This window comes from Streptomyces sp. NBC_01454, from assembly GCF_036227565.1.
Taxonomy (GTDB): Bacteria; Actinomycetota; Actinomycetes; order Streptomycetales; family Streptomycetaceae; genus Streptomyces.
The window spans coordinates 2,942,953-2,955,115 of sequence record NZ_CP109460.1; the positions used below are offsets into that span (position 1 = coordinate 2,942,953).

Annotated in this window: 13 protein-coding genes; 2 read left to right on the top strand and 11 right to left on the bottom strand. The window is 72.4% G+C overall.

The annotated features are described in order from the left end of the window. Positions 1 to 445: 445 nt before the first annotated feature. The 9 genes from OIU81_RS12720 to OIU81_RS12760 form a co-directional block, all read right to left on the bottom strand. Positions 446 to 1,339 carry a DUF5936 domain-containing protein gene (locus OIU81_RS12720; RefSeq protein ID WP_329146908.1) on the bottom strand — a complete coding sequence of 298 codons (894 nt, stop codon included), beginning with the start codon at positions 1,337 to 1,339 and terminating at the stop codon, positions 446 to 448. Between the two features lie 8 nt (positions 1,340 to 1,347). Then, positions 1,348 to 2,286 (bottom strand): type II secretion system F family protein, encoded by a 939-nt coding sequence (locus tag OIU81_RS12725; protein WP_329155089.1) that lies wholly within the window; start codon positions 2,284 to 2,286, stop codon positions 1,348 to 1,350. A gap of 47 nt (positions 2,287 to 2,333) precedes the next feature. Beyond that, entirely contained in the window at positions 2,334 to 3,674 is a 1,341-nt protein-coding gene (locus tag OIU81_RS12730) for a CpaF family protein (RefSeq protein ID WP_329146910.1), read from the bottom strand. Further along, positions 3,671 to 4,120 (bottom strand): TadE/TadG family type IV pilus assembly protein, encoded by a 450-nt coding sequence (locus OIU81_RS12735; protein WP_329146912.1) that lies wholly within the window; start codon positions 4,118 to 4,120, stop codon positions 3,671 to 3,673. Before OIU81_RS12735 ends, OIU81_RS12730 begins: the two co-directional genes overlap by 4 nt. Beyond that, positions 4,117 to 4,500 (bottom strand): TadE/TadG family type IV pilus assembly protein, encoded by a 384-nt coding sequence (locus OIU81_RS12740; protein ID WP_329146913.1) that lies wholly within the window; start codon positions 4,498 to 4,500, stop codon positions 4,117 to 4,119. The genes OIU81_RS12735 and OIU81_RS12740 overlap by 4 nt, the downstream gene beginning before the upstream one ends. Positions 4,501 to 4,503: 3 nt before the next feature. Then, on the bottom strand, positions 4,504 to 5,964 hold the full coding sequence (locus tag OIU81_RS12745) for an AAA family ATPase (RefSeq protein WP_329146916.1): 1,461 nt from the start codon (positions 5,962 to 5,964) through the stop codon (positions 4,504 to 4,506). Between the two features lie 13 nt (positions 5,965 to 5,977). After that, a complete protein-coding gene (gene cpaB / locus OIU81_RS12750) occupies positions 5,978 to 6,694 on the bottom strand; it encodes a Flp pilus assembly protein CpaB (protein ID WP_329146918.1) in 717 nt (238 codons plus the stop codon). A 113-nt stretch (positions 6,695 to 6,807) separates the two neighbouring features. Continuing rightward, the gene (locus OIU81_RS12755) at positions 6,808 to 8,097 is read right to left on the bottom strand and encodes a hypothetical protein (protein ID WP_329146920.1); all 1,290 of its coding nucleotides are present in this window, start codon (positions 8,095 to 8,097) and stop codon (positions 6,808 to 6,810) included. Positions 8,098 to 8,547: 450 nt separating this feature from the next. Then, entirely contained in the window at positions 8,548 to 9,420 is an 873-nt protein-coding gene (locus OIU81_RS12760; RefSeq protein ID WP_329146921.1) for a S1 family peptidase, read from the bottom strand. A gap of 259 nt (positions 9,421 to 9,679) precedes the next feature. Here OIU81_RS12760 and OIU81_RS12765 point away from each other — a divergent pair, with 259 nt between their 5' ends. Next, entirely contained in the window at positions 9,680 to 11,029 is a 1,350-nt protein-coding gene (locus tag OIU81_RS12765; protein WP_329146923.1) for a M14 family metallopeptidase, read from the top strand. 95 nt (positions 11,030 to 11,124) lie between these two features. Here the strand turns inward: OIU81_RS12765 and OIU81_RS12770 are convergent, their stop codons facing one another. Next, entirely contained in the window at positions 11,125 to 11,406 is a 282-nt protein-coding gene (locus tag OIU81_RS12770; RefSeq protein ID WP_329146925.1) for a peptidylprolyl isomerase, read from the bottom strand. A gap of 274 nt (positions 11,407 to 11,680) precedes the next feature. Between OIU81_RS12770 and OIU81_RS12775 the strand changes: the two genes are divergently transcribed. Beyond that, on the top strand, positions 11,681 to 11,977 hold the full coding sequence (locus OIU81_RS12775) for a hypothetical protein (protein WP_329146927.1): 297 nt from the start codon (positions 11,681 to 11,683) through the stop codon (positions 11,975 to 11,977). Here OIU81_RS12775 and OIU81_RS12780 read toward each other — a convergent pair. Beyond that, positions 11,965 to 12,156: a hypothetical protein gene (locus OIU81_RS12780; RefSeq protein WP_329146929.1), complete on the bottom strand. Its 192-nt coding sequence runs from the start codon at positions 12,154 to 12,156 to the stop codon at positions 11,965 to 11,967. The genes OIU81_RS12775 and OIU81_RS12780 overlap by 13 nt on opposite strands. Positions 12,157 to 12,163: the final 7 nt, after the last annotated feature.

The following is a 12,163-nucleotide window of genomic DNA, read 5'->3' on the forward strand; positions in this document are numbered from 1 at the left end:
GCGGACGACAGAGACAACGGCACATTTTGGCCACTCGCTCGCACCCCGTCCACCCCCGTTCCCCCTCCGGGACCCTGCCCCGCTCCCCTGCCCATGTGGACCGTACGGCCCGACCGCACCATAGTGCGCGCGCGACCGCAGGCCTACCCACTGTGACACAACTCGTTGCTCGTGCGAAGGAGTTGAGGGGAAGCGAGGCGGGAACCACACTCATCCGGCCGGGAGCGGCGCCCGGTCGCGCCGGAGTGCGCCCCGGCGCGGCCTGGTGCGCGGCACCGGCTCGGCGCGTCAGGCACCGGGGCCGGCCCGCCCGAAGATGTGCATCCGCAAGGACGGCCCGGAGTGACGGGGGCCGCGGAAGGTGCCGGCGGGGAAGGCCGCGGAGAGGGCGGAGAGGGCCGCGCCGAGCAGCGCCGACGGGGCCGCGTCCCGGTCCGGCGCCCGGTCACTTCCCCACCAGTGAGCCGAAGTTGGTGCCCGAGCCCAGGAAGAACCCCGCGATGAGCAGGATCATCGTGGCCGGCACCATGAACGTGGTGACGACCATGGTGGCCTTGGGAACCGCGCGGGCGGCCCGGCGCCGGGCGTTCTGGGCGTCGGTGCGGCGCATGTCGTTGGCGATCTGGATCAGGGTGTCGACGATCGGCGAACCCAGCTCCTCGCCCTGCTGGAGGGCGGTGACGAACTGGGCGACCTGTTCGGAGTCGTTGCGTTTGCGCAGTTCCTCGAAGGCCGCACGGCGGCTGACGCCCATGTCCATCTGCCGCAGCGTGATGCGGAGTTCGTCGGCCCACGGGCCCTCGTAGCGCTCGGCGACCCGGTCCAGGGCCTGACGGAAGCTCAGGCCGGCGCTGACCACGACGGCCAGCACATCGAGAAAGTCCGGAAGCGTGCGCTCGATGGTGTCCCTGCGCTGGCGGATCGCGGCCCAGATGCCGACCTCGGTCCAGAAGAGCCCGAAGAGCACCATCAGGATGCCGAGCAGCGGCTGGCCGCGCAGGAACATCACCAGCGCACCGAGGAAGCCCAGGCCCCCGTAGACGGCGCGGCGGGCCGCGTAGCGGTCGACGGTCAGCCCGCCCGGATTGCCCGCCAGATCGATCCGCCGGCGGATCCGGGCGGTGCGTGCCTCGCCCATCAGCCGCAGCACCAGCGGCGCCCAGCGCATCCCGGCGCGGTCCACCGCCGATCCGACGACCGTGGTGCGCGTGGCGCCGACCTCCAGGGACAGCGCCAGGTCGGGCGGCAGCCGGGCCTCGCGGCGGTAGAGCGCGACACCGCAGCAGACACCCACGACCGAGAGGGCGAAGGCGAGGGCCAGCAGGATTCCGATTCCCATAGCGATACCTAGACGTCGATCTTGGAGAGGCGGCGGATGAAGAAGAACCCGAGCCCGTAGAGGGCGAAGGCCACCACGACCGCGAGCTGGCCGAGGAAGGAGGAGGTCATCCGGTCGATGGCACCGGGCGCGATCCGGTTCATCAGCAGCAGGGTGCCGATGCCGAGCAGCGGCACGACATAGGCGGTCACGACGACCTGGGAGAGCTGGGTGCGGACCTCCCGACGGGTCTCCTTGCGCTCCTCCAGGGTCGTGGTGAGGTTGCGCAGCGAGCCGACGACGGTGCCGCCGGCCCGGTTGGAGAGCACCAGGGTGGTGACCAGGACGACCAGTTCACGCGACGGGAGGCGTGCGGCCAGTTCGCCGAGCGCCTCGTCGACGGAGTGGCCGACGGCGAGCTTGTCGGAGACCTTGGCCAGCTCCTCGCCGGCCGGGGCCTCCAGCTCCTCGGCGGCCATGCCCAGCGCCGTGCGCAGCGCCAGCCCGGCCTGGGTGGCGTTGGCGAGGATCCGGGAGAGTTCGGGCAGCTGGTTGATGAACTTCTCGATGCGCTTCTGCCGCTGCCAGTTGAGGAAGGCGAAGGCCGCCCAGATGGCGACCAGGGCGGCGATCGGGCCGAAGAAGGGGGCGAGGGTGGCCTGCGCGACCAGCCAGAGGGCCACGACCGTGGCGAGCATGGCGACGAAGAACTCGCCGGGGGTGACGTCCAGGCCGGTGGCGGCCAGCCGCAGTTCGAGGCGGCGGCCGAAGCGGGTGGCGCGCAGGGTGCGGTCGACGGACGGGAAGCGGCGGCGGCGTCCGGACGGCGGCAGCGCCCGCTCATCGGCGAGCCGGTCGACGACGGCCTGCCGCTGGGCGCGCCCGGCCGCGTAGGTGCGGACGCCGGCGATCGCCAGCAGCCCGCACAGCAGCGTGGCCCCGACGGCGAGCAGGGCGGGAGGGTTCATGGCGGCCGTGGTCGTCCCCCCGGCGGCGGTGGTCAGGGCCCAGCCGGTCATGAGGTGGCCTTCCGGGTGGCGAGTTGGTCGTCGGTGGCCGCCACGCCGAAGGCGGGCGGGGTGGGTTCACTGGCCATGAAGAGGCGTTCGGCGACCCGGCGCGGCAGCGGGAAGTAGCGGAACCGGCCGTGCACGACGCGGTCGGCGCCCATCGGTTCGGCGTCGAAGCGGCAGACCGTCGCGATCCGGTAGTCCTCGTGGCCGCGGGAGTCGAGGAGGGCGATCTCGCTGATCCGGCGGGTGCCGTCGGCGTGCCGGGAGAGCTGGACGATGCAGTCGACGGCGCTGTTGATCTGGTCCCGCAGCGCCTCGAAGGGGATCTTGACGTCCGACATGGAGGCCAGCGTCTGCAGCCGCATCAGGGCGTCCTCGGCGCTGTTGGCGTGGACGGTGGCGAGCGAGCCGTCGTGGCCGGTCGACATCGCCTGGAGCATGTCGAGGGTCTCGCCGCCGCGCACCTCGCCGACGATGATGCGGTCGGGGCGCATCCGCAGGGAGTTGCGGACCAGGTCGCGGATGGTGATGCGGCCCTTGCCCTCCACGTTGGGCGGCCGGGACTCCAGCCGGATCACATGGGACTGCTGGAGCTGGAGTTCGGCGGCGTCCTCGACGGTGATGATCCGCTCGCCGTCCGGGATCAGGCCGGAGAGGGCGTTGAGGAGCGTGGTCTTGCCGGCGCCCGTGGCCCCGGAGACCACCACGTTGAACTTGGCCCGCACCAGCCCCGCCAGCAGCATCAGCATCTGCTCGTCGAGGGTGCCCATGCCGATGAGTTCGGCGAGGGTGTAGGCGCGCGGGAAGCGACGGATGGTGAGGGTGGCGCCGTTCAGGGCGAGCGGCGGGATGATCACGTTGACGCGTTCGCCGGACGGCAGCCGGGCGTCGACCATCGGATTGGACTCGTCGACCCGGCGGTTGACCGTGGAGACGATCCGCTCGATGGTCTGCATCAGCTGCTCGTGCGAGGCGAAGCGGACGGGCAGCAGCTCGACCCGGCCGGCCCGTTCGACATAGACCTGGTCCGGGCCGTTGACCATGATCTCGGTGATCGAGGCGTCCTCCAGCAGCGGTTCCAGCACCCCGAGGCCGAGCGCCTCGTCGACCACCCGGCGGATGAGCTGGGCGCGTTCGGCGGTGGAGAGCACCGGGCCCTCACGGCTGATGATGTGGCCCAGCACGCGCTCCAGCCGGGAGCGGCGCTCGGCCGCGGCCAGCGAGGACATCTCGGCGAGGTCGATCTCCGCCAGCAGCTTGGCGCGGTAGACGGCCACCAGATGGCTGTCCTGGCGCGCCTCACCGGCCGGTTCGGGTGCGACGATCCGGGCTTTCAGGCTCATCGCGGGGCTGCTCCTTCGTCCGTGTCCGCGGCGGGACCGAGGCCGAGGGCGCCGGACTCCTGCGGGCGGGGCATGGTGGCGCTGCGGCGGGCGGTGCCGAAGTCGTCCACGCCGGGGATGATCGAGGGGATGGTGACCGACACCGTCGCGCGGACCGAGTCGCCGCCGTCGCCGCCCACGGTGATCCCGGCCTTGATCCAGTCGCTCATCGCGGCCCGGCCGGCGGCCTGCGGGTCGGCCGGGTGGTCGGCCTGGTCCATCGAGGCGGTACGGGCCGCGGCACGCGCTCCCGTACCGGCCTGCTGGACGGCGAACGCCGCCAGGCCGAGCTGGACCACGGCCAGCCCGACCACCAGCAGGAGCGGCAGGAAGCCGAGGAATTCCAGGGAGACCTGGCCCCGGTCGCGGCCGCGGCCGCGGAGCCGGGCGGGCAGACGGACGCTCACCTGGGGTCCTCCTTCGCGGCTCCCGCCGAGCCGACGGCCGACCACGGGAAGGTGCCCGCGCCGGGGAAGAGCACCGGGACGTCGATGCGGACCGTCGCCTTCCACACGCCGGCCACGGCGCCGCAGGAGATGCTCGCCCCGCCCCGCCAGGAGCCGGGCAGTTCGTGCGCGGCGGCGGCCCGGCAGGCACCTGCGCCGCCGCCCTCGGTCGCGGTGCCGGCCCGCGCGCCCCGGTCGGCGGAGTGGGCGGCGAGCGTATAGGCGTAGCCGACCAGGACGAGCTGCCAGAGCAGCGCGAGGACCAGCAGGATCAGCGGGAGCATCCCGAGGAACTCCACGGAGACCTGCCCCCGGTCGTCGCCGCCCAGCGGGCGCCGCACCGCTCAGCCCTCCTCGTAGGGACCGGCGGGGTCGAACGGCCCCGTCCCGCCCGTCGCCGCGGGGCCGCGGCGGCCGGCGAACCGGCCGCCGGACTGCGCCGCGCTCCCGGCGCCCGCACCCGGTGCCGCTCCCGTTACCGGCCCCGCCGCACCCCCAGCCGTCCCCGGACCGGGAGCCGCCCCCGGCGCTATGGCCTTGCGCTTGCGCCCGGTCAGCGTCGGACGCGCCCGGTGGCTGCCGCGGCCCTGCCGGGCGGCCGGCGACTCGACCAGCCCGAGTTCGGCCGCCAGGGCGCCCAGCGCCTGCTTGACCGTCGACCGGTTGTCGAGATCCTGCATCCGGCCCGCGTCGACGCAGGGCTGCAACTCCTTGAAGGCGGCCGGCACATGGGTCCTGGCGACCTGGGTGCCGGTGGCCTTGGCGACCAGTGACGGCTGGATCTCGGTGTTGCGGGTGAGGCGGTTGACGACGGTCGTGGTGTCCTCCGCCTTGCGGATCTGCAGCCGGTCCCACAACCGCACCTGCCGCTTGGCGGCCCGTACGGCCACCACGTCCGGGGTGGTCACCAGCAGTGCCGCTTCGGCGAGTTCGACCGCCGCGGCGTTGGCGGACTGCATCTGGGACCCGCAGTCGACGAGCACCACCTCGTAACGGGAGCGCAGCGCGCCCAGGATCTGCCGGGCGGCGCGGTCGTCGACCTCCTCGCCGCGTTCGCCCTCCTCGGGCGCCAGCAGCAGTCCCAGGCCGGTGTGGTGGGCGTGCACCGCGTCCTGGAGGACCCGTACGGAGATGTCCTGGATGCCGGCCAGGTCGACGATCGAGCGGCGGAACTGCACGTCCAGATAGGAGGCCACATCTCCGGACTGCAGGTCCAGGTCGACCAGTGCCACGCTGCGGCCCGCGGTCCGGGCGGCCAGGGCGAGGTGCACGGCGGTGACGGTGGTGCCGACCCCGCCCTTGGCGCCGGTGACGGTCACCAGCGTGCCGGCCGGTCCGGGCGCCGCCTCCGGGCCGGCCCCCAGGTGCACCCGTACGCCGGCCGCCCACTGGGCGGCGGCCTGCACCCGGGCGGCCAGCTCGTCGTAGCCGAGCGGCAGTCCCACCACGCCGCGGGCGCCGGCGTCCATCGCCGCGGAGAACAGCGCGGGCCCGGCGTCCGCGGTGATCAGCACCACGCCGACGGCGGGGAAGCGCAGCGCCACCTCCCGGATCAGCTCCAGCGCCGGTGCCGGGCCGGTCCGTTCGTGGACGAGCACGACCTCGGGGAGCGCCTCGACGGCGGACGGCCCGCCGGCGGCCGGCGCCTCGGCTCCCTGGGCGGCGGCCCGGGCGAGCGCGTCGAGCAGCGCGGTGGAGTCGGCGACCGGGGGCGCGGGTTCGGCGTCCGGCAGCTGGTGGAGCAGCGAGGAGACCGCGCGGGCGGCGTCCGGGTCGCCGATGGCCGAAAGGATGCGGATGGTCACCAGGGGCTCCGGGTCACTTGTCGCCGTCGAGGGTGTAGGTGCGCTGACCGGGCGGTATGGCGGTCTCGCTGCCGGGGGCGAGCAGGGCGAGCCGTACATGGGTGGCGAAGGACTCGGCGTAGGCGACGCGTTGGGCGTCGCGGGTGTCCAGCGCGAAGGTGATCGGGACGGCCTCGCCGGCCTGCCGGTTCGCGGTGGTGTCGCCCGGGTCCTTGGCGTCCAGGGGCGTCAGCTTGCCGACGTCGATGACCTGGGCGCCGGCGACGATGACCTTGGAGACCGGCTTGTCCTCGGGGCGCTTGCCCTCGAACGTGGCGTAGATGTTCACCCGCGCCCCCGGGTTGATCTTGCCGGCCACCCCGGTCGCGGCGTCGATCATGATGGCGATCTCCTGCTGCCCGGGCTGCAGCGCGGGCCGCTCGACGATCATGTCGTCCTGCAGCAGCGAGCCCTTCTTCAGCGGGGTCACGGCGATCCGGCCGCTGACCTTGTCCAGGTCGGTCACGGCGGTGGGCGGCAGCCAGCGCTGCGGCATCTTCACCTTCTCGAACTGCCCTGGATCCAGCGCCTTGTAGGCCGCGATATCCGTCTTCAGCCGGTAGGCCGTCCGCTCGGGGCCGACCTTGGACTCGACGTTCTTGATCACCGACAGCACGCCGATGAACGCGCCGATCGCACAGAGAACCGACAGGAGCAGCAGGATCGCTCCGCGGCGCTGGCGTGAGTTCATGGGGGAGGAACCTCGATCGGGACGGGGGAGCAGGGGCGGGCGGTCGGACGGGGAACGGACGGCCGGGCGGCTGCCGGACCGGCCGGGGCGGGGCCGCACTCGGCCCGGTCGGCTCAGCGCACGCGGGCCACCGTCCGCGGGGTACCGGGGACGCCCGGCCGGCCGGACAGGTCCGGATGACCGGCGAAGGAGGCCTGGCCGGGCAGGTCCCGGCGGCCGGGAGCGCGGGGGCCGTCGGACGCGTAGGGGTTGCCGGGCACCGGGGGGCCGGACCCGTACGGGTTGCCGGGCGCCACCGGGCCGCCCGGCGTGTACGCGGGGCCGCGGACGGCGGGGTGGTGCGGGGTGTGGGCGGCCGGGTGTTGCGGTGCGCCGGGGCCGGCCGGGGGCGCTTCCCGGACGGCGGCCACATCCCGTACGGCGGGTGCCTCCGGCACGGCGGGCGTCTCCGGCACGTCCGGGACGGCCGACGGCGGCTCGGTCGCGGCACTGGGTGCGGGACGGGGTGCGGGACGGGGCGCGGGCGCGGCTATGGCCGCCGGCCCCTGCGCCGGGCCGCCACCCCCTGCCGCCCGTGGCCGCGACAGCGGCGCCGCGCAGAACGCGCAGCGGTCGCCGAGGAGTTCCCGGCCGCACCAGCCGCACTGCTCACGGCGTACGGAGGTCACCAGCTGGTGCAGCACCGACAGGTCCGGTATGGCCGCGGCGAATTCGACCAGCTTCCGGGTCCCCCACCACTGGGCGGACTCGGCGGGCAGCCGGGTCTCGTACACCCCCTGCACCTGCCAGGCGGGGGCGAGCGTCGCGCTCACCCAGTCGCCGGTGAACTGGCCGCGGGCGAGCGCGAGCTGGGTGGTGAAGCCGGGCGCCGGCAGCCCGTCCCCGCCGCCGTGCCGGTCCAGTTGCAGCAGCCGCGGGGCGGGGTGGGCGAGCACCGCGAAGTGCACCCCGGGCAGCCAGGACTTCACATGGGAGCGCAGATCGACCTCGATGTGGTCCAGGCCGCTGACGCTGCTCAGCAGGGCGCCCGCGTGGATGTAGTGGCTCAGCAGCCGTGCCGCGCTGGCCAGGACGCCGGGGCTGAAGTCGCACAGCGACAGCTGCCGCAGCTGACGGGCCAGCAGGGCCACCCCCAGCGGCGGGAGGGACAGCGGCACGATGGCGATCCGGTCGCTCTCCAGGACGGCGCGCAGGGTGTGCAGCCGGCGGATGTGCGCGGACGGGCAGGCGGAGGAGTAGAGCGCGATGAGATGGCCGTGGTGCTCCAGCACCGCGCTGGTCTCCGTCAGGGCCTCGTCCAGCGGCTGGAGATGCGGGGCCTGGAGGACGACGGCGGCGGGGGTCTGCCGGTCCGTCGCAGGCAGCGCGAGGTCAGGGCTGGTGACTGCAATCGCGGTCGGCACGTCGCTCCCCCACTCCCTCCGGCCGCCGGGGGCCCCGGGACCGCGGATCGGCACAGCTCTGCGCCATCGGCGCCATACGCTGAGCACCTTATCCACAGAGATACGTCCCAGAGAACACGTTCTGAGCTACTCGTCATCACCATCGCTCCACAAGTGACGGACGCGGAGCGGCCCAGCGGCAAACACGGTAACCCCCGCCCCCGACCAGCGGCTTGACACCCGTAATGGTCTGGACCACGCACTCACGGGCACAGCCGCCACAGGGTGCACACCCACCTCTCCCGCCCCACTTCCCCGCCGCGTGCGAGCGGTGGCGAAGGGCGTGCACCCGCCGAGCCCGCACCACCCCGCACGCCCCGCCCCGTACACACCACGAGGTCCCGTGCACCGGAGCGCACGGGACCTCGTCTACCGCTTCTTGCCTCCCCTACCGCCGCTCGCCGCGGCTGCTCACCTGCGGAGAGCGGCCGGCTTCGGCAGGGCGCAGCCGTCCGCGTTCAGGTCGAGCTTGTTACCCGCGCCGAAACACTTCGGTATCCCGTAGGTCTCCTCCGCGTAGTTGGTGCCCTTGTGCACCGTGACATTGCCGTTCTCGTCCACCTCGCACGGGTTGTTCTCGGTGCACCTCTCACCGTCCTCATTGCCCGTGTTGTTGATGGCCGCGACCTTGCCCGTGGCGGTGTCGACCACCGGCGATCCGGAGGTGCCGCCGATGGTCTGGCACTGCGGGGTGTAGCGGACTGAGTCCTTCCAGGCCCAGTCACCCTCCTTGAGGGTGGGCACGAACCCGTCGATGCTGCAGGTGTAGATCTTCTTCCAGTATCCGGAGACGACGCTGATCCCGGCGCCCTTCGCCGGGTGGTCGGTGGCCAGCTCCAGTGGCTTGATCCCGTACTTCTGCTCGATCTGGGCGTAGGTCGACGAGGTCCGGTAGAGCGTGACATCGGTGTCGGTCATCGTGGCGTAGACGACCCGGTTGGCCCGGATCGTGCCCGCCCGGCCGCCCGACTTGGTCAGCAGGGTGAAGCCGCGGCTGGACGGCTGGTCGACGATGACCTCGCCCGCGCCCGGCATGCCGCTTTCCAGACAGTGGCCGTTGGTCATCACCAGCGCCGGGTCATTCGCCTGCGAGCCGGGCATCCGCACGACGGAGCCGGAGCAGTTGCTCAGTGCGACGGTGCCGGCGAAGTCCACCGCCTTGGTCTTCTGGTGCTGTCCAAGCACCCGGTGCTGCGGCGCCGCCTGAGCCGTTCCGACGGTGCCCGCGAGGGCTGCGGCGCCCAGCACGGCCGTGGCCAGGGTGCCGACGAGAGGTCGATTCATGTGGGGGTCCTCTCAACTCTTTGTCACCGAAGTCCCGCCAGGGCCTTCGGATTTGTCGTGCGCAGTGTCCGCGCGACCGCCCCCATGAAGCAATCAAATTCCCCGGATCGATGGGAAGTTGCCGGGTTGACCCTCGCGGGCGAGACCGCGGGCGAGACCGGACGTCCACCCCGACATCTGGCCGCCGGACGCCTTGACCCGCTCATGCCATACCTCGACACTCACGTCGTCGCTTCGCTCACACCCCACAGGAGACCGCATGCGACCACGTATCCGCGGCGGACGCAGCACCGTCCTCGCCGCGCTCCTCTCCCTCGCGCTCGCCGCCCCCGTCGCCGCCGCCCAGGCGACCGTCGCCCCGCCCGGCGAACCCGCCGCCGGCGCCGCCGCCCGCCCCGAACTCCCGCACCAGTACGAGGTGTCCGGACCCGCCACGCCAGCCCAGCGCACCGCGCTCACCACGACCGGCGCCACGATCGACGAGGTCCATGCCCGCGCCGTCGTCCTCACGGCCGACCGCGCCCAGGCCGCCGCCGTCCGCCAACTGGGCTACCCCCTCCGCAGGCTGCCCGACCCGCCGGCCACCCGGCCGGTCTCCCCCGGTACCCGGGTCGGGGACTTCCCCGCCGGGTACACGAAGTACCACACCTACGACGAGGCCACGAAGGAGATCGACGCCCTCGTCGCCAAGTACCCGACCCTGCTCAGCAAGAAGGTCATCGGCACCTCCCAGGAGGGCCGCAGCATCCTCGCCCTCAAGGTCAGCCGGAACGTCACCAAGGACGAGGCGGAGCCCGAGGTCCTCTTCACCGCGCACCAGCACGCCAGGGAACACCTCACCGTCGAGATGGCCCTGTACCTCCTGGGCGAGTTCACCTCGAAGTACGGGAGTGACCCCCGCATCACCAAGCTGCTGGACTCCCGCGAGATCTGGATCATCCCGGACCTGAACCCGGACGGCGGCGCCTACGACATCGCCGCCGGCTCGTTCCGCAGCTGGCGCAAGAACCGCCAGCCCAACGCCGGCTCCCGCAGCGTCGGCACCGACCTCAACCGCAACTGGGACTTCAAGTGGGGCTGCTGCGGCGGCTCGTCGTCCAGCCCCTCCTCCGAGGTCTACCGCGGCCCGTCGGCCGCCTCCGCCCCCGAGGTGAAGGTCGTCGCCTCCTTCGTCCGCAGCCGCGTCATCGGCGGCACCCAGCAGATCAAGGCCGCCATCGACTTCCACACCTACAGCGAACTGGTCCTGTGGCCCTTCGGCTTCACCGACGACGACACCGGCCCCGGGATGACGCAGGACGACCATGACGCCTTCGCCGCCATCGGCAAGAGCATGGCCGCCAGCAACGGCTACACCCCCGAGCAGTCCAGCGAGCTCTACATCACCGACGGCGCGATCGACGACTGGCTGTGGGGCGACCAGAAGATCTTCGCCTACACCTTCGAGATGTATCCGTCCTCGGCCGGCGCCGGCGGCTTCTACCCCAAGGACACGGTGATCCCCAAGGAAACCGCCCGCAACCGCGAGGCAGTCCTCCGCCTCCTGGAGAACGCCGACTGCGTCTACCGCTCCATCGGCAAGGAGGCGCAGTACTGCAAGGGCAGTTGAGCCGCACGACCTTCGGCGAGCGGGCACCCGGCACGACTCGGCGCCGGGTGCCCCCTCGTCACGTCCTCAACGACGCGGCCGCACGGCACACCGCGTCAGTCCTCGCGGCTGGTGACTTCGAGGAGGTGCATCCCGAACTGGGTCTTCACCGGTCCCTGGACCACGCCGACCGGGGCGGAGAACACGACCTGGTCGAATTCCGGGACCATCTGCCCGGGACCGAACGACCCGAGGTTGCCCCCGTCGCGGGACGAGGGGCAGGAGGAGTGCTTCTTGGCAAGCTCGGCGAAATCCGCTCCGCCCGCGATCTGCTCCTTCAGATTCAACGCCTCTGTCTCGGTATTGACCAAGATGTGACGTGCGGTAGCCCTAGCCATGTTTTGCGTCCTTTCGAGTCCTCTTCAGCGCCATCCACGATCGCGTACCCGGGGGGATTCGCTGTGGCAGCGATCACCAGTCCCGACCCGCCCCGGGTACACGTGCCGCCTTCGTAGGTCAGGCAAGCGCCACCTCAGAATCCCACAGGCGATCACCCGCGCAGGTCACCGGCCGGGGGCGGCCCCCGCGGCACATCTGCGGCCCGGTGAACCATCCGCCCCGGGCCCGCGTCTTCCCCCGCGACCGCATCCCACCTGCTGGGGAGAACAGACCATGCCCGACAAGGACGTTGAGCGCACCGACGACCGGAGCCGCGCCCCGGAACCCTGGTGGGCGGGCGTCGGCACCTGGGGAGCCCTCGCCATGATCGCCTTCGGCGCCCTCGCGGCGGCATGGGTCTTCCTCCGACTCCCCGGCACCCCACACGAACCGGCCTACGGCTACTACGGAGCCTCCAAGGTCATCGCCATCGGCCTGGTGCTCGTGGGCGGCGCCTTGCTGAGCCGCCGTCGCACCCGTGCCGCGGCCACCGAGGAAACAAACAGCCAGGGCGACCCTCAGAGCAGGTGATCGGCCTTACCGGCCTTTATCTCGCGGATGAGGGTACGCAGGGCCTCGCGACTGTCGGTGACGTACGTGCCCTCGGCGCCTGCCACGGCGATGTAGGCGTTGCCCTGGTCGTCGGTTCCTATGCGGAAGCAGTTATTGCCTTCGCCGCAGTAGGGCTCTTCCCAGCTGATGTCTCGCATGGCGACC

Coding starts and splice junctions, on each gene's coding strand:
- OIU81_RS12780 (WP_329146929.1), bottom strand. CDS start 12,156: ATGCGAGACATCAGCTGGGAAGAGCCCTACTGCGGCGAAGGCAATAAC.
- OIU81_RS12775 (WP_329146927.1), top strand. CDS start 11,681: ATGCCCGACAAGGACGTTGAGCGCACCGACGACCGGAGCCGCGCCCCG.
- OIU81_RS12765 (WP_329146923.1), top strand. CDS start 9,680: ATGCGACCACGTATCCGCGGCGGACGCAGCACCGTCCTCGCCGCGCTC.
- OIU81_RS12720 (WP_329146908.1), bottom strand. CDS start 1,339: ATGGGAATCGGAATCCTGCTGGCCCTCGCCTTCGCCCTCTCGGTCGTG.
- OIU81_RS12760 (WP_329146921.1), bottom strand. CDS start 9,420: ATGAATCGACCTCTCGTCGGCACCCTGGCCACGGCCGTGCTGGGCGCC.
- OIU81_RS12770 (WP_329146925.1), bottom strand. CDS start 11,406: ATGGCTAGGGCTACCGCACGTCACATCTTGGTCAATACCGAGACAGAG.
- OIU81_RS12725 (WP_329155089.1), bottom strand. CDS start 2,286: ATGAACCCTCCCGCCCTGCTCGCCGTCGGGGCCACGCTGCTGTGCGGG.
- OIU81_RS12730 (WP_329146910.1), bottom strand. CDS start 3,674: ATGAGCCTGAAAGCCCGGATCGTCGCACCCGAACCGGCCGGTGAGGCG.
- cpaB (WP_329146918.1), bottom strand. CDS start 6,694: ATGAACTCACGCCAGCGCCGCGGAGCGATCCTGCTGCTCCTGTCGGTT.